Below are 17,449 nucleotides of genomic sequence, written 5' to 3' on the forward strand. Positions count from 1 at the left end.
GAGATTGGCTGTACGGAACTGTGTAGAGCGCTCTGCTAACTCTACGCAGAACGAGATTGATTAGAAGAATTACTAATAAATTGCTGCTGTTAGTGAACTACCTAAAAAAGAGAGCGCAATTGGTAATGCGCTCTCTTTTTTATTAAACCTTACTTATCTCTCTACTAGTAGTTTTGTATATACCACGCCCGAAAGGCTCTGCGCTTTTATTAAATACATACCGCTACTAATACCATTTCCCGGGGATAGTTGCGTAGTAGCCGTTCCTTGGCTATCGGCAACTATATTTTTAGAATAAATTAATCGGCCCGACAACTCGTAAACGGCAATGGTTATTTCCTCTTTTCGGGCAAAATTCTTGGCTACTATATTTATCTTATCTCCCGTATTAGGGTTAGGATAGGCTTGAAGAACCAAACCTGAATTACTATTATCAGGTATGGATGGCTTATTGCCCAATACTATGGTATCGGTAACCGGATTTATATTTCGAACAATAAAAACCATATCCTGATAATCCTGATCTTCCGAAACGCCTTCCACGGCGATTAGATAGGTATTGGCAACAACCGAATCGTTTTGATCTTTCACCGGATATACCCGGAAATGATGAGGTAGAGTATTCGGGAAAGTATTTAAAGAATCTTTACTATATACCAGGCGATTGGCTAAAGAAGGCCAACGGGTATAAAAACCGAAAGGCGTGCTACCGGGATCAAAAGTAAACTTACCCGTGCCCTGAACATTTAAGGTTTGGCTTCGCTCATTAGCTACCGTAAATAATTCTTCGGCCGAAAGAGTACTATCCATGGCATACCAACCTAAGGCAGTTGCAATGCCACCAACATCCTGGTTAGCGAAAACAGCCAGCGGTTCTACGGTTACGGGAGCATCCGTGGCACCGATAAATTTTTTAATGATAACTTCTTCTCCTAAAATACGCGCCGTAGAATTAACACTATGAATAATGGGGGTATTGCTATCATCGTCGCCAATGTTTATTTTAAGGCCATGGGCATTTACAATGGCTTGTAAAGAAGGTTCGTTACTAGTACCCCCGCCGGTTGTGCCCAAACCATTTAATACTACTACCGTGTCTGGGTAATTATCAAAAGAAATTTTAACTGAGGCCGTTTTTATGCCGGGCGAAGTGGCATTAAAGCGCACGTTAAAAGTAAAGGCGGTATTGGCGGCTATAATCAAAGGAGAAGTAGCACTTATATCGGAAATCCCATTTAATTCAAATTGGCTGCTATCTACTCCTTCCAGTACAATACCGGTAACTGTTAAATCGGTGTTGCCGCTGTTACCAACGGTTATGGTGTTCTTTTTACCAGGTTTGCCATCTACTATATCGTTATCAGTTATTTTAGTTGGCGTTACTGTGGCAATCGGGGCAATATCGGTAACCGCTTTGGGGCGTAATAATGTAATCTGCGAGGTTTTATCGCGGGCATTATTCCAGTTGTATTCAATTACGTACAGATTCCCGGTTTGTACATCTTCGGCAATATCCAGCGGATTAGTAAAACCAGATAACCCTTCAATGCCGAAAAGGCCCGAACCCGTTTGGAAGCTAACAATATCGTATTTTTGATCATTATCGGGCGAAATAGCAGGATCGTATACTGTTGCGCCTGGTTCTAAAATGATAATGTCGCCGCCGCCGCTAAACCGGCACACCAGCAGTTTTCCCTTTAAAACACCATTAAAGGCATCGCTTTTATATTCAATAACACCATTGGGCGATTTATTCAGGCCAAAATCAAAGGAAGGTCCGCGGTAATTTGCATCCGGCACTGTTCCAACGGGGTATAAATTATTATCCGTAAAGCCCCGGTGCGCTACATATTCTCCTCGCATGGGGTTAGGGTGCCCAAAATAACCAATTGGTCGTTGTGGATTAATCCGGAAAAGGAAATCGTTTTGTACCTGTACTAATTTGGTAGGCGCTACCGCCGGGCCGTTGTAAACCGTACCATCCGGACGGCGGGTGCCTACTACCGTTTGCGGAGTGTTTCCGCCGGCGGCGGAACCATTAGTAGGAGCATATAATTGCCCGTTGCTATGCCATACTAAATCATATGCATTTCTTATTCCGGAGGCATAAATAGTAAGAGGCGCATTTGTAGCATACGGGTTATACGTACCATCAATTAACCACACCTGTTCGCTGGGGGCAGTATTAATAAGGCTTTGATCGGCAGTAGTCCGGGCATTTAAGGGTAGCGTAATACTCGCTAATTTCGATACATCTAACCGTAGAATAGCACCCGCTAATAAGCTTTCTTCTAATTGCCAGCTTGCATCGTACGCGCCCATAGAACTGTGGCTGCCCTGGCTAATATACAGCGCACCGTCCGGACCAAATTGTACGCTATTTGTTAAATGGTCTTTGGTAGAACGGGGTAACCGGGTAATTACTAATTGTTCATTCTGCAAACCGGGTCCGGAAAGTTTCGATAAGTTACCGTCGAAAGAGCCGGTAGTGGTAAAGCCGCCAGAACTGTGCGTTACCCAGGCAATTAAATTGGTAGGCGTGGAAGCTGGATCAAACGTTAAACCAATGGCGGTCCGTTCCCCGTATTTATCTTCCAGAATAGAAATTGCCTCCATGTTGCTTAAGGTGCCATCCTGACTATTAATATCAAATCTTTCTATGGTACCGCTCTGCCGTAAAGCATAAAATTTTCCATCCGGACCAATGGTAACACTGGTGTACTGTTTGCCCATGGTGCTGGGAATCGGTTCTCTGGAGAAAGCTATTTTGCTCCGGCCAGCGGTACCAATACTGCCACCCGTTGTGAAAATGGCTTCGTACGGTAAAAAGGACTGACCGCTATTGGATTTTACTCCGGTTGTAATAATAAACTTATAGCTGGTATTAGGTTCTAAAGCATAGGTCGGCGAAAAGCTGATGGCATCGCCCCCGCCGGTTCCTTGTACAACTCCTACAATTTCGGTAGTATCTGTGGCGGTAATTTTAAATAATTTTACGGTTGAGGTATTTAAGGTAGAATTGTCTACGCCGCCGCGAAATCCTACTACTTCCGGTACATAAAGATTATTAGCGGCAATACTAACTGTATTAATGTTTACGTCTGTCTGTCCGTTTTCGGGTGTAGAGGATACCACATACGGCAAAATATTTTCAGTTTCCAGCACGGTAATTTTTACCGTTAACAAGGCCGGTTCAAAGCCCGGTGCAGTGGCCGAAACCGTTGCTGTGTAGGTGCCCGGAGGCAGCGTTCTGGCCGAAGAATAATCAAAAATAACATTAGGTTCGGTACCAGCATGGCTGGTACTAAACCTTAACCAACCGCTCACACCTGAGTCGTAAGAGGCCTTTAACGCATAGGTTATATCCTTTAAATTAGACGAGTTGTTAAGTTCTAATGAGAATGTTCTAAAAGGAGCGTAGTCTTTTCTAATAGTAATCTCCTGCGAATTAGTAGACCAGAACGCAAAAGGCCCGGTACTCACCGGAACAATACTGGCCGAGTTGATTTTAGTATTAACCCCTCCATCGGCGGTAATAGTGAGCAAAGAATCTTGTACTTGTACCCGGGCGGTAGCCGTTTTAAATCGCGAAGGAGAACCTTCCCGTCCACTTGGTTCAAAATGGCTGATGGCTTGTATGCCTTCTACATTTAAACTATGGCTTTCTGTTGCACTCGTATCAATTATTGCATCACCTACTGTTACAGTAACATCATAAAATCCATTCGGGACCTTTATTTCCCAGTATCCTTCTTCTTTTATACCGTCAAAGGCTCCGTTTATATCATCGGCCTGCATGTGCATGAAGGTGGCTAAGCGGACATCGGCAGGAATAGTACGATTTCGTCCGTTGCCCGGCATTGTTCCCCCACCGGATAAATCTAAAGGAATTTGGTCGCTGCGCTTCTTCCAGCCGTACCATAAATTAGTGCCCTGATTAGAGCCTGTACGGAGACCAAAGGGCTGACCAAAATCAACTAACCAGCCAGTTGGCGGTACAGTGGCTGAGTCTTGAAAATTTACTAAAAGCTCCGGAATAGGTGGGTTAACGGTAAGCTGAATTTGGACCGTATCAGGTTGATAGCCGTCTGCCTGGGCAATTACCGATGCCAGGTAAGTGCCGGGTGTTAAGTTGGTATTAATCTGATCGGGGCCAAATGTGAGAATACCTGTTCGCGCAGCTGGTAAGGTCAGCCAATCGGCTATGGTGTCTTTGGTCAGGCTTACTATTGGTGTTCCAATATTAGGAGTAAGAGCGGTATTCTGGTTAGTAATAGAACCACCCTGAACAACAGTGTAATTTAAATAATCAGGCAGAAAAGCTAACTTTGGCTGGATGGGAGGGTTAACTGATTTTACGCTAAAATTGCCGAAGGAGTACGTAACGGGAGTAATACCATTGCCGTGGGTAGCAAAAATACCCGTATAAATCCGGCTAATATTCAGGCTCATACTATCCAGGCTTAAAGGATTAGCTGTATAAGTATTCTCGGCTACGTTAAGGTAATTAATACTATCCGTAGAGTAGAAACCTTCCGCTGTATTGGTAACCGGGTCTAACACCAGTCGCAAGTGTATTTTGGGGAAGCTTAATCCGGGGTCAAAACCGGCAATACGATAGTCAACCGAATCGGAGATATCCTTTACTTCGCGCCGTAACTCTATTTGGTTGCCCGTTACTACCAACTTAACGTAGTTTTTATCGTTACGTCCCACCCACAAACCGGCTTGCTCACCCGAGGTGCCATTATACGGGTTAAGCAGGGTGGTTTCTATCTGGAGTTTGTTACGGCCGTTTACCTGTACTCCTAAGGTATTAAGCTGGTTATTGCTGGTAGTAAGGGCCTGACCTTTATGGGTAGTTACCTGCAAAGTGCCGGCATTTAAATGTAGTTGGGTGGGCTCATAACCCGGTGCATTGGGGTAACTAACCGTACTATCTTCCGGCAGGCGCGTACCGGAGTAAGGCAAAGCCATGGTAAAACCCGTGCCAAAGCCGTACTGGTCAGGTAGAGTATTTGTTTTCGGGGTATCAAATCTTAAGATATAAGGTAAACTTACCGGCAGCTTAGAACAGTATAAAATACTAAAAGGGGAACAGGGTATGGGGGGTACTTTAAAGTCAAAATAAGTAATTACAGCAAGGTTAGAAGGATCTATAGCAGTAATTTTAACTTTCAAGTCGGCACCATCACTAGGAGTGGTGCCACTAAAAGTAAGAGCGGTACTGGTAAAAGTAATCCAGGTAGGTAACGGGCTGCCATCTTGTAAAGTAGCGGTGTAAGTTAAGGGCTGCCCGTCCGGATCAATGTATTGCCCAACAGAGAAGCTAAAAACACTATCACCGGGTATTATTTGGTTTGCCGGTGCTTGTACTGCTACGGGAGTACCGGGTAAGGAAATACTAAAATTATCGAAGGAGTAAGCAATGGGAACTGTGCCGTTGCTGTAGGTTGCAAAGATACCCGTATACACCCGGCTATCCATCAGGCCCATATCAGCCAGGTTTAAAGTGGAGTTGGGGGCCCCCACGTTAAGGTAAGTAATACTATCCGTAGAGTAAAAAGCTTGGGCGGTATTGGTAGCTGGGTCTAACACCAGGCGCAAGCGTACTTTTTGCGTATCTAACCCCGGGATAATACCGGTAATAAGCTGATCAATTGGTTCGGAAACATCGTTTACTTCACGGCGTAACTCTATTTGGTTGCCTACCACTACCAGCTTCAGGTAAGTTTTATCGTTACGTCCCACCCACAAACCGGCTTGCTCCCCAGAAATTCCACTATAAGGGTTAAGCAGGGTAGTTTCAATCTGAAGTTTATTCCGTGTGTCGACTTGTACCGCTAAGGCGTTAACCTGATTGTTGCTGGCTCCAAAGGCAGAACCTTTGTGGCTAACTACCCGCAGCATACCATTAATCAGGGACAGATTAGTTGGTTCGTAGCCCGGAACATTGGGAATGCTGGCAGCGCTGTCTTCCGGCACTCGTAGTCCGGAGTAGGGCAGTGCTAAAGTAAAGCCGGTACCAACTTTGTTGCTATCAGCCAGGGTATTGGCAACCGGAGCATCAAAGTTTAAATTATAAGGCAAGCTTACCTGTAATTTTGTACAAGGTAAGGTGCTCAGGAAAGAACAGGAATCGGCAAAGCTGGCAGAATTAACTTTAGTGGCTGCTTCTTTAGAAGCTAAGTCGGTTGCAAGTGTTCGTGCCCACGTATTTTGCATCAAAAGCATGCATCCTACTATCCAGAGCAGATAATACTTTTTTTGCCAAAAAAATAAACAGAAGGTATTGTTATTAGTAAAATTTGGTTTCATTAGATAGTAGGGTTGTTGGTTTAATGAAATAAGCTTTTGCCAATTTCAACGCGAAGCGGACAGATGGGCGCAGATAGTAAATTTAGAATAATACTTAAAGGAAAAGTAAATGAGCTACTAGTAGTTTAAACAGAATTAATCCATCTATTTAAGTATAGAAAGTAGAATAATTGGGTAGTAGCCTCCTTCATGGTAACACTATATAGATCAAAAGAAAATTTTATATTATTCCAAGTATTTTTACTGGTTAAAGGGGCAAAATGTTTCCTTGAGTATGTTTAGCTTTATATTTTATCACGGGTAATTTTGTTCTTATACTTACTTAATGGATTTACTTGGTAAAAATACCAAATAAGGAGCTGTATTAGTATAAGATATTTTGGCGTTAAAACCAAGCTTTACTTGTTTTTACTACAGAAAAGAGGAAGTAATAGGTTCTGAATTGTAGATAGGTTCTAATATCAGTTCCAGGCAATGGCTATGCTTTCCATCGTAGCTTGGCCGTTCTTTTAGTAAATAATAATTTAAGGAGCGCCTCGTTTTTTATAAACTATTTAAATACAACATGCGGCGGAATATAGCCCGATTACTTAAATCCCGAAACTACTATTTACTATTTACACCCAGAAAAAGTGTGGCTTGGTTAAAGTGGTGCGCCGGGGGAGTAGCGGGTATAATCGGTGCTTTTTTACTCCTTAATGTTTTGTTTCCGTTGCGGGTGCAAATTACCTATTCACCGGTAATTACTGCCAGCGATGGTAGCGTGATAAATGCTTTTTTAAACCCGGATGATAAATGGCGCATGCAATTGCAACCCGGCGAAATTAATCCGTTACTAAAAAAAGCTTTACTGCTGAAAGAAGACCGGTATTTTTATTACCATCCGGGAGTAAACCCGGTAGCACTGGGGCGGGCATTTGTTAATAATGTTACGGCGGGTAAAACTACTTCGGGGGCTTCTACTATTACCATGCAAGTGGCGCGTTTGCTGTACCCTAAAGAAAGAACGCTTAAAAATAAACTGGTAGAACTTTTCCGGGCTTTGCAACTGGAATGGCGCTACAGCAAAGACGAGATTTTAACTTTATACCTGAACCTGGTGCCCTTCGGTGGAAACATTGAAGGAGTAAAAGCAGCTTCCGTTTTATATTTTCAGCAATCGCCGAAACAGTTGAGTCTGGCGCAGGCGGTAACTTTAACGGTTATTCCAAATAAACCTTCGTCGTTACGCATTGGCGTACAAAACAGCCGTATTGTAGCTTTCCGGAATAAATGGCTCCGGTATTTTGCCGAACAAAAAGCATTTCCAGAGAAAGAAATTGTTGATGCCATAAACGAACCGTTAGTAGCCGTTCGGAGCGCAGCCCCACAAATAGCGCCTCATTTTGCTTACCGTTTACTACAACAATATCCTAATCAGGTTATTATTCAAACCAATCTGAATCGGGCCATTCAGGAAAAGGTGACTCAACTAGCCTATAATTATTTGCAACAACTGCGCCCTAAAAATATCCGGAACACCTCGGTTTTAGTAATTAATAATCAAACCAAAGCCGTGGAAGCGTACCTGGGTTCTGCCGATTTTTCTGACAGCGAACATGGCGGACAGGTAGATGGCATACGGGCGATCCGTTCGCCGGGAAGTACTTTAAAACCACTTTTATACGCCGTCGCTTTTGATAAAGGCCTGATTACTCCCCGCACTATTATCAGCGATGTGCCAATAGATTACGCCGGTTATCGGCCCGAAAATTATTTTGGCAATTACAACGGTAATATTACCATTGAATATGCGCTGGCTACTTCCCTCAATATTCCGGCGGTAAAAATGCTCGACAAATTAGGCGTGCCTACGTTCGTAAACAAACTAAAACAAGTTGAATTTAAGCAGATAAAAAAAGATAGTAACGACTTGGGTTTATCGTTAATACTAGGCGGATGCGGGGTAAAGCTTGAAGAATTAACTGCTTTGTATACTGCTTTTGCGAACCAGGGCGGGTACACGCCTTTACGGTGGCTGCAAACAGAAAAATTAAATAAAAAGCGTCCGATAATTTCGCCGGCTGCCAGTTACGTAGTGAACCAGATTTTAACCCAGTTGCAGCGACCTGATTTACCACATAATTTTCAAAACAGTGGCCACTTGCCCAAAATAGCCTGGAAAACCGGTACCTCGTACGGCCGCAAAGATGCCTGGAGCATTGGGTACAATAAAAAATATACCGTGGGCGTATGGGTGGGTAATTTTTCCGGCGAAGGAGTACCGGAACTCAACGGGACTGATTCGGCCACCCCGCTCTTGTTCGATATTTTTAATACCATCGATTATAATTCTGTGAACGATTGGTTTACGGCTCCGGCTAGTTTGGCTCAACGCAGCGTTTGCACCGTAACCGGCCAACCAGCCAATACTTTTTGCTCCGACCGGGTGCTAGACACGTATTTACCCGGAATATCACCGGTTAAAAAATGCGAACATTTGAAGGAAGTAACTGTTTCAGCGGATGAGAAATACGCGTATTGTACTACCTGCCTGCCCGAAACGGGCTATATCCGGAAACGGTACCCCAACTACGCACCCGAAATTTTAACTTTCTACGAAGCCGAACATATACCGTATGTTAAAATTCCGGCTCATAATCCTCAGTGTCCGCGTATTTTTAGTGAATTTGCGCCGGTTATTACGGCGCCCGCCCCAGATATGGAATACTTACTGGAACGAGCCGAAAAACAAAAGCTCATGCTGCACTGTAACGCTCACAACGAGGTAAAACAAGTATACTGGTACATTAACGATAAACTATTTCAGGCCGCCAGGGCTAATCAAAATTTATTTTTTACCCCCGAAAAAGCGGGCCGCTACAAAATTTCCTGCCTCGACGATCAAGGCCGCAACACCAACAGCTTTATCACTGTCCGGTTTTTAGATTAGGGTAGTTTCTTATATTAAATCGGAGTATTGAATTTTAGCTTTCTATTTCTCACGAAGTAACCAAGGCATTTACTTTTTTGAGACTTCCATTCTTTAAAGCGTTTATCTGCTTACTCAAAGGGTAAATAGAGAAGTAATACCAAATCATATCAAAAAGCTGTTATCGATTTTGTTGTTATTCTTTGGAGCCTTTTCAAGCCTCCAGGTTGTGGTGCTATCTAGTTTGACATGGCTGAGTTTGCCTCGTGGCCGGCGGGCCTCGTTTAGCTGTTTCGGGTGGTTTAGCGAACCTTGGCTCGTTGCACTGCGCCATGCTGCTTTGCAGCACCGGAACGCTAAAAGGCCCTCAACAGCCAAACTGGTATTTCTTGCGAGTGGCTGCTGATATTACTACTTATTAACTCCTCCAATTACTTTAAAAATATTGCAAGCTCCCCTCCTATTTTAAGAGGGGCAGGGGTGGTAAAAAATAGCAACTTAATTTAACTCATCAGCTTACAGAGAATTAGTAATCTGTACATTGTAAATATAAAAAGTCAGTAAAAACAAAAAAAATTTAGGCTACAAGCAACTAACACCAGTTTAGCTGTGGAGCACCTGCTAGGCTTCCGGTGCCGCAGGCATTCCGCAGACGGAGTCGAGGAAAGGAAGACTAGCGAGTGCGGAAGAGCCAAACGGGGCCCGCTAGCCACGAGGCAAACTGGTTACTTCCCAAACAAGTTAGCACCGTAAAATGGAGGCTGGAACAGTCTCTAAAGAATAACAGCAAAATCTGCAATAACAACTACTGCTTACTATCTGGTATTATTTACTTTTTCAACCCTAAAAGTTCAATAGAATGAATAAGCAGTAGTATACTCTTAACTGCCTCAAAGTAAACCAGCTTTTTATTTTCTTTCCTTCTTTCGTATCTTTGCGGCCTTATATAGCAATATCATGATTTCAGTAGATTCGGTAAGTGTAGAGTTTAACGGTGCGGCTCTTTTTAGCAATGTTGGTTTTAATATTAACGAAACGGACCGAATTGCCTTGATGGGTAAAAACGGGGCGGGAAAATCGACCTTACTTAAAATTATTGCCGGCGTTAGTAAACCTACCCGGGGCAAAGTATCGGCACCCAAAGACGCCGTAATTGCTTATTTACCGCAGCATTTACTTACCGAAGACGATGCTACCGTGTTTGAAGAAGCTTCGAAAGCATTTAGTAAAATTCTGGCTATGAAAACCCAGATGGACGAGCTGAATGCTCAACTGGAAGTCCGAACCGATTATGAATCCGAAGAATACTACGCCATTATTGAACAAGTATCGGAGTTAAGCGAAAAATATTACTCCGTCGAAGAAATTAACTTTGATGCCGAAGTAGAAAAAACGTTGAAAGGTCTGGGCTTTTCGCGGGAAGATTTTTCGCGGTCAACGCGGGAGTTCAGCGGGGGCTGGCGCATGCGCATTGAACTGGCCAAAATACTCTTGCAGCAACCCGATTTAATTTTGCTCGATGAGCCGACCAACCACCTGGATATTGAATCAATTCAGTGGCTCGAAGAATTTCTGGTAAATAATGCCAAAGCGGTAATTGTTATTTCGCACGATAAAACCTTTGTGGATAATATTACCAACCGCACCATTGAGGTTACCATGGGGCGCATTTACGATTACAAAGTAAATTACACCCAGTACTTGCAATTACGCCAGGAACGGCGCGAGCAACAGCAACGCCAGTTCGAAGACCAGCAAAAAGAGATTGCCGAAATTCAGGGGTTTATTGATCGGTTTAAAGGCACTTACTCGAAAACCTTGCAGGTGCAATCGCGGGTAAAAATGCTGGAAAAGATTGAGTTGATTGAGGTTGACGAAGTAGATACTTCGCATTTAAATTTAAAATTTCCGCCCGCGCCGCGTTCCGGCAATTACCCCGTTATCGTAGATCATCTTACTAAAAAATACGGCGACCATACGGTTTTCCAGGATGCATCGCTTACCATTGAACGGGGTCAGAAAGTAGCTTTTGTGGGCAAGAACGGTGAAGGTAAATCGACGCTGGTAAAAGCCATTATGAGCGAAATAGATTACGAGGGTAAGTTACATTTGGGCCACAACGCCATGATTGGCTATTTTGCCCAGAACCAGGCGGCCTTGCTCGACGGGGAATTAACCGTTTTTCAAACCATCGACCAGATTGCTGTGGGCGATGTGCGCACCAATATTAAAAATATTCTGGGCGCCTTCATGTTTAGTGGCGATACCATTGAGAAAAAAGTAAAAGTATTGTCAGGTGGCGAGAAAACCCGTTTGGCCATGATTAAATTGTTGCTGCAACCGGTTAACCTTTTAATATTAGATGAGCCGACCAACCATTTGGATATCAAAACCAAAGATATTTTAAAAGACGCACTGAGAGCATTCGACGGTACCCTGATTCTGGTATCGCACGACCGCGATTTCCTGGACGGATTGGCCACCAAAGTATTTGAGTTCGGCAACAAACGCATTAAAGAGCATTTCGAAGATATTAACGGTTTCCTGCGCAACAAGAAAATGGAAAACCTGCGCGAAATAGAACGAACCGCAAAAAAGTAAATTTTTAGTAAAAATTCGGCCTGAACGCCTCTTTAAAATAGAAGGAGGCGTTCAGGCCGAATTTATTTTATTCAAAATATAGAATTTCCCGAAAGAGGCTGCTATCTATTTTAGTGAAACTTATTTACGTGCCATTCTTCGTGTACCCAAGTAAAGGAAGAAGGCATTAGCCAACCCCGCAGTACTTCCTGTATTATTTTTACGCGGGTGCATAACCTTCTACGAATACGGGCTGTCCGGTTTCTTTGCCTTCTACTACTTGCAGGTACGTTTCTGCCACCTCTGCTGCCGAAGGCCAGGGACTGGCATCCATCCCTATTGCCGCTGCCGTTTCGGCTACCCAAGGTGGATGCACAATAACAATCCGGCGACCTTCCGTTAAATCCAGGGCGGCTGCTTTGGCAAATCCTTCCAGCCCGGCATTTACCATCGTTATCATAGCGGTTTGTGGGGCGGGGGCGTAGGCCAGAAAACCGCCGGTAATAACAAACACCCCATTAGGGCGCAGCTTGCTCAATCCCTTACGTACCATATTTATCTGACCCATTAACTTGCTTTGCAGCGATAATTGAATATCCGCGTCGGTGAGCTTATCCAATGCTACAAAAGCGGCGTCGCCGGCTACTGTAATAATGGCATCCACTTCCTCTACCTGGTTATAAAAGGCATCAATGCTGGCCGCATTAGTAAAATCAACCGAGGGCTGCGAAGACCGGGAAGCTGCTACTACTTCGTGGCCATTTGCTTGAAGCAATTTAACTACTTCTTTTCCTATAGTGCCGGTAGCACCTATTACAATTATTTTCATCAGTTCCGTTTTAGTTTTTTATGGATTAAACAAACGTTAATATTTCAGGCTTCGGGATATTTCCTGGGTAATTACTTTTTCAATTGTTTCTTTTGAATGCATGCCCCGAAGTACTTTGTCGCCGATAATTAAGGTTGGTACCGCCGAAATTTTTGCATCTTCATAGGCATGTTTCAGGGCTTGCTTGTGTGCTGCTTGGTATTTTCGATTTTCCAAAAGTATTCTGAATTCTTTTTCATCAAGCCCTAACTCACCGGACAGCTTCGTTAACACATCCACGTTGCCAATATCCAACTCTTCCTGGAAGAAAGCTTTCAGCATTCGTTCATTGTAATCCTGCGCTTTACCTTGTTCTTTGGCATACTGGTAGCCTTCAAATGCCAGATGTGTATAGGGTTGCGGCGAAACTCTGGGAAGTTTAATGGGTACTCCCATTTGCTGGGCCATGGGATAGACGGATTGTTCCCACACTGATTGCAAATAATCACCTTCTGGTTTTAAGGTAGGAGTAGGATAAGGGCGTAGTTCAAATGGCATCCATTCTACTTCCACCTCTTTGCCCTTAGTGGCTTCATCTAAAGATTTTTTCGCCAACAAGCAATATGGGCATACATAATCAGAGTAAACGCGAATTTTTAATGCCATAGAATTGCTAATGATTGTTGGGAATACTTTTCTCGGCTAAGATTATCAAGCTACAAGCATACTTTCTGCTACTAAAATTACGCTCGCCAAGATTTTGTAGAAAGAATTTACTTTTTTAACAATTGCAATAACTGGTGTGCAGCTTCTTCAGAAGAAGCAGGATTTTGTCCGGTAATGAGCAAGCCATCCTGTATCACATACGAGGCCCAGTCTTCTTTTTTAGAATAATCACCGCCTTTGTTCTTTAATTCATCTTCTAATAAGAAAGGAACCACATTGGTTAATTGTACAGCTTCTTCTTCGGTATTAGTAAAACCAGTTACTTTTTTGCCTTTTACCAAGGGCTCGCCAGCTTCATCCTTTGCGTTCAACAACACGGAGGGAGCATGGCACACAGCGGCAACTGGCTTTTTGGCTTTCCAGAATTTTTCTATTAGGGCAATGGAGTTCGAATCACCGCTCAAATCCCACAACGGTCCATGACCTCCGGGAAAAAACACTGCATCAAAATCATCGGCATTTATCTCGCTTAATTTTTTTGTACGGGCTAATTGCTGCTTTAATGCTTCATCTTTCTCAAAACGTTTGGTGGCTTCTGTTTGCGCATCGGGCTCTGCACTCTTCGGATCAATGGGCGGTTGTCCGCCTTTGGGCGATACCAATGTAATATCTGCCCCTGCATCTTTTAACGTATAATAGGGAGCAGCAAATTCTTCTATCCAAAATCCTGTCTTTTTTCCGGTGTTTCCTAATTCACTGTGCGAGGTTAATACAATTAACACTTTCATACTTGTTATTTTTTAGATTTTAAATAGAACAAGGTTTACGAGTGCTTTGTTAGAACAGTTTAACCGAACTATAACGGAATTAGTAAGAAGCCTTCCTTCGGACTTAGAATTGTTTAATTTTTTACTAAATGCACAAAGAGTATCTTTTTGTCTTGGTGCTTACACATTTATCTTCTACTTAAGTCAATTTACTAACTAGCTGGTCGATTTACCAGCAACCATTCGGCGGTTGCCATTCAGAGGTACAAGGATATAACCATAGCGTTCTAAAAGTTTAAACGGGAAAATGAAGCAGGATGATGGGGAATTCTTTATATTCAGGGTAAATACCTAGACAAACTGCTATGAACGAAATAAAAAAAGAAGACATCAAACAAGAAGTATTTGACCTTTATGATGACTATGCCCACAACCGGGTGGATAGGCGTGAGTTTATTCAAAAGCTATCTACTTATGCAGTGGGGGGGCTTACCGTAGCATCATTGATGAGTTTTCTCATGCCCGATTACCAGGGTGCTATCCAAACCAAACCAAATGATCCGCGCTTAAAATCAGAATACGTTAATTATTCTTCGCCGAAAGGTGGCGGAACCATTAAGGCCTTGTTGTCGATGCCGGTAGATGCAAAAAAGAAACTCGGTGGCATTGTAGTAGTGCACGAAAACCGGGGTTTAAATCCGCACATTGAAGACGTTGCCCGAAGAGCCGCGTTGGCCGGATTTGTTGCCATTGCTCCCGATGCTTTAACCCCATTAGGCGGATATCCGGGCAACGACGATCAAGGTCGTGAATTACAAAGTAAACGGGACCGCAATGAAATGTTAGAAGATTTTATTGCCGCTAATGATTATTTAAAAAGTCACACAAGCAGCAATGGCAAAGTGGGAGTAGTAGGTTTTTGCTTCGGTGGATGGATTGCTAATATGATGGCCGTACGTATTCCGGATTTGGCGGCTGCCGTTCCCTTTTACGGCGGTCAGCCGACCACTGAAGATGTACCCAAAATAAAAGCCCCTCTGCTGTTGCACTATGCCGCTCTGGATACCCGGGTAAATGAGGGCTGGCCCGCCTATGAAACAGCATTAAAAGCAAATAACAAAGAATATACGGCTTACATGTACGCCAATGCGAACCACGGCTTTCATAACGATACCACTCCCCGTTACGACAAGGCAGCAGCAGAATTGGCCTGGAAACGTACTGTTGACTTTTTTAAGGAAAAGCTAAATAAATAGTAAATAGAAGGGGGAGTAATTTACTACCAAGTAAGTTAATAGCTTGGTAGTAAATAAAATCCGTAGATAATAACTATAACTAGCTTTCAACAGGCGAAAAGTAAATTCCTGTTTTGAATTTTACTCTTCGCCTGTTAAATGCCAGGTTTTATTGCCAGGTATTCATTTCTGTATCCATCCAATTAATACGAGTGGACAGCCAATCTTTTAAATACTGCACTTCGTTTTCATAAGAACCCATTACTACAATATTAGGCCAGGCGTAAGTATCTAAAATATTCCATTTTTCGAAGTTCTCTTTCTGGGAATATTTTAGCTGCACCGCCGTACTGTTAATGTAAGTAAAAAGAGAGTTTATGTCTTTTTGCTTTACCTCCCGCCACCGCTCTTTTACTTTGGTTCTAAACGCGGGATCTTGAAACAATTGACCAATCCAGGGAGAATTTTGAAGCCACCATCCCTGGGGGCTTTCGTTGCCATTATAGTTAATATTGCCTAGGGCAATATCAAAATCCCAAACCGGACCGAGAGTAAGTTTACCACCCCTATCTTTATACAGGTAAACACTGGAATGAAACGCCGCATCATTGTTTTTCAAAAGCTCATTTACTAAATACCAGTTAACAAAACTTTCGGTATCAATATACTGTTCGTAGGTGCTTTTTGCTTCTGAACTGCCAATCGAATAAATAGCACTCTCGGCGGCTTGCACGTAATTTTTAATATAACTTAATTGTTGGGGAGAAATATCATCCGGTGATTTAATGGTGATGGGAATATTGTTTTGGGTATGAAACCAATAATCTTCGTCTAACCGGGCATCCACTTCCAGGAAATATCCCCCCGTAATAACATCTTCGGCATTGTCGGTTGGTTTTAATTCCTGGATATTGACCCGGTCTTTCGCTACTTTCAGGTGCTCGGTGAGTAAGTAATTGCCCAGGTACTCCCCGTTAATAAATACTTCTACAAAACGGGAACGGGGCGTATAGGGCAGGCCAAACCTACGGCTTAATTCAAAAGCTACGGCATTCCGCATGAGCGATTTATCCGAAAAATTAGCCAGTAGAGACCATTCCTTATCGGCGGGCATTCCGAGTAAAGCTGCTTTTTCGGCTAATTTTATCTTGAATGGTTTTTTGGGCATTAACCAGGTAGTATTTCCCCGGCCTCTAATTTCAATGGCACTGTTAAAAGTACCCGAACCATTGGAGTGATCGCCTTCCAGTTTCATCTGCGCTTTAATATAATCATCTTTCGAGGTAATGCCGGCTCTGTTTTCGGTATTAATGTATATAATGGGTAAGCCGGTAAACGAATGAATTTCAACTAAGTATTCTTTCTGGGTGCCGTCTTCGGCTTCTACCACGTATTTCAGGGGTTGACTGAAATCATTTACCGTAACGCCACTTTCCTGCACCATGTCTGCTACTTTTACCGTTTTGCCGGTGGTAGTAAAGGTGGCAATCAGATTTTTATGACCACTGGTATACGGAATAATAGCCACAATTTTATTATCCTCAATTTGGCTAACAACATCCTCCAAGAGTTGGGCAGGGTTATTTTTTTCTTCAAACTTGAAAGATACTATATCTTTGGCTCCCTCACTATCGGGGTTAACAAATACTTGATAGGTTCTTTTACTACCATCTGCTGCTTCTACCACATAATTCAAGGGCTTACTAAAATCATTGATCGTTATTCCGCTTTCCTGAATAATATTATTAACCCGAACCTGTTTTCCGGTAGTAGAAAAGGTAGCAATAAGGTTGGTTAAATTTGTTCCAGCAGGTACTGTTGCTTCAATGGAATTTCCCTCAATTTTAAAATCAATGTTTTTTTGGAGAACACGCGCGTTTTTCTGAGCTTCAAACTGGAACTTAGATATCTCCGCAACGGGATTTTCTTCTTCTTTCTTACAACTAATAAAAATAAGTAATAGCCAAATAAATACTCGTACTTGTCTTTCCATTAACTTCTTGCTTTATTATGGTTTTGCCCAAAATAAGGAATAATCATAAAAAATATTTGCAGTAGCTCACTAATTAGTATATTATACTTAAATAATCTAATTTTTTATTGTTTTATAAATAAGAGGTAATCCTTTCTATTAAGCAGAAAGAATATTTAAGGAGAGATTGGC

At 42.8% G+C, this 17,449-nt stretch carries 9 protein-coding genes; 4 read left to right on the top strand and 5 right to left on the bottom strand.

What is annotated here, in order from left to right; genetic code table 11:
• Positions 1-153 precede the first annotated feature (153 nt).
• Positions 154-6,318: a T9SS type A sorting domain-containing protein gene (locus HUW48_RS26615; RefSeq protein WP_182413818.1), complete on the bottom strand. Its 6,165-nt coding sequence runs from the start codon at positions 6,316-6,318 to the stop codon at positions 154-156.
• 565 nt (positions 6,319-6,883) lie between these two features.
• On the opposite strand from HUW48_RS26615, the gene pbpC reads away from it, so the two are divergent.
• From pbpC to HUW48_RS26630, 3 genes are all read left to right on the top strand, one after another.
• The gene (gene pbpC / locus HUW48_RS26620; protein ID WP_182413819.1) at positions 6,884-9,250 is read left to right on the top strand and encodes a penicillin-binding protein 1C; all 2,367 of its coding nucleotides are present in this window, start codon (positions 6,884-6,886) and stop codon (positions 9,248-9,250) included.
• A 245-nt stretch (positions 9,251-9,495) separates the two neighbouring features.
• A complete protein-coding gene (locus tag HUW48_RS26625) occupies positions 9,496-9,651 on the top strand; it encodes a hypothetical protein (protein WP_182412360.1) in 156 nt (51 codons plus the stop codon).
• A 535-nt stretch (positions 9,652-10,186) separates the two neighbouring features.
• Positions 10,187-11,830 carry an ABC-F family ATP-binding cassette domain-containing protein gene (locus HUW48_RS26630; protein WP_182413820.1) on the top strand — a complete coding sequence of 548 codons (1,644 nt, stop codon included), beginning with the start codon at positions 10,187-10,189 and terminating at the stop codon, positions 11,828-11,830.
• Between the two features lie 199 nt (positions 11,831-12,029).
• Here the strand turns inward: HUW48_RS26630 and HUW48_RS26635 are convergent, their stop codons facing one another.
• The 3 genes from HUW48_RS26635 to HUW48_RS26645 form a co-directional block, all read right to left on the bottom strand.
• Positions 12,030-12,638: a short chain dehydrogenase gene (locus HUW48_RS26635; protein WP_182413821.1), complete on the bottom strand. Its 609-nt coding sequence runs from the start codon at positions 12,636-12,638 to the stop codon at positions 12,030-12,032.
• A gap of 36 nt (positions 12,639-12,674) precedes the next feature.
• Positions 12,675-13,283 (bottom strand): DsbA family oxidoreductase, encoded by a 609-nt coding sequence (locus tag HUW48_RS26640; RefSeq protein ID WP_182413822.1) that lies wholly within the window; start codon positions 13,281-13,283, stop codon positions 12,675-12,677.
• A gap of 107 nt (positions 13,284-13,390) precedes the next feature.
• A complete protein-coding gene (locus HUW48_RS26645) occupies positions 13,391-14,071 on the bottom strand; it encodes a type 1 glutamine amidotransferase domain-containing protein (RefSeq protein ID WP_182413823.1) in 681 nt (226 codons plus the stop codon).
• Positions 14,072-14,415: 344 nt separating this feature from the next.
• On the opposite strand from HUW48_RS26645, the gene HUW48_RS26650 reads away from it, so the two are divergent.
• Entirely contained in the window at positions 14,416-15,306 is an 891-nt protein-coding gene (locus tag HUW48_RS26650) for a dienelactone hydrolase family protein (protein WP_182413824.1), read from the top strand.
• A gap of 148 nt (positions 15,307-15,454) precedes the next feature.
• Here the strand turns inward: HUW48_RS26650 and HUW48_RS26655 are convergent, their stop codons facing one another.
• A complete protein-coding gene (locus tag HUW48_RS26655) occupies positions 15,455-17,278 on the bottom strand; it encodes a CotH kinase family protein (RefSeq protein ID WP_182413825.1) in 1,824 nt (607 codons plus the stop codon).
• Positions 17,279-17,449 lie beyond the last annotated feature (171 nt).

It is taken from the genome of Adhaeribacter radiodurans (assembly GCF_014075995.1).
GTDB lineage: Bacteria > Bacteroidota > Bacteroidia > Cytophagales > Hymenobacteraceae > Adhaeribacter > Adhaeribacter radiodurans.

Bases quoted from the DNA above. Each gene is read 5' to 3' on its own strand.
- HUW48_RS26615 (WP_182413818.1), bottom strand. From the start codon at position 6,318: ATGAAACCAAATTTTACTAATAACAATACCTTCTGTTTATTTTTTTGG.
- pbpC (WP_182413819.1), top strand. From the start codon at position 6,884: ATGCGGCGGAATATAGCCCGATTACTTAAATCCCGAAACTACTATTTA.
- HUW48_RS26630 (WP_182413820.1), top strand. From the start codon at position 10,187: ATGATTTCAGTAGATTCGGTAAGTGTAGAGTTTAACGGTGCGGCTCTT.
- HUW48_RS26635 (WP_182413821.1), bottom strand. From the start codon at position 12,638: ATGAAAATAATTGTAATAGGTGCTACCGGCACTATAGGAAAAGAAGTA.
- HUW48_RS26640 (WP_182413822.1), bottom strand. From the start codon at position 13,283: ATGGCATTAAAAATTCGCGTTTACTCTGATTATGTATGCCCATATTGC.
- HUW48_RS26645 (WP_182413823.1), bottom strand. From the start codon at position 14,071: ATGAAAGTGTTAATTGTATTAACCTCGCACAGTGAATTAGGAAACACC.
- HUW48_RS26650 (WP_182413824.1), top strand. From the start codon at position 14,416: ATGAACGAAATAAAAAAAGAAGACATCAAACAAGAAGTATTTGACCTT.
- HUW48_RS26655 (WP_182413825.1), bottom strand. From the start codon at position 17,278: ATGGAAAGACAAGTACGAGTATTTATTTGGCTATTACTTATTTTTATT.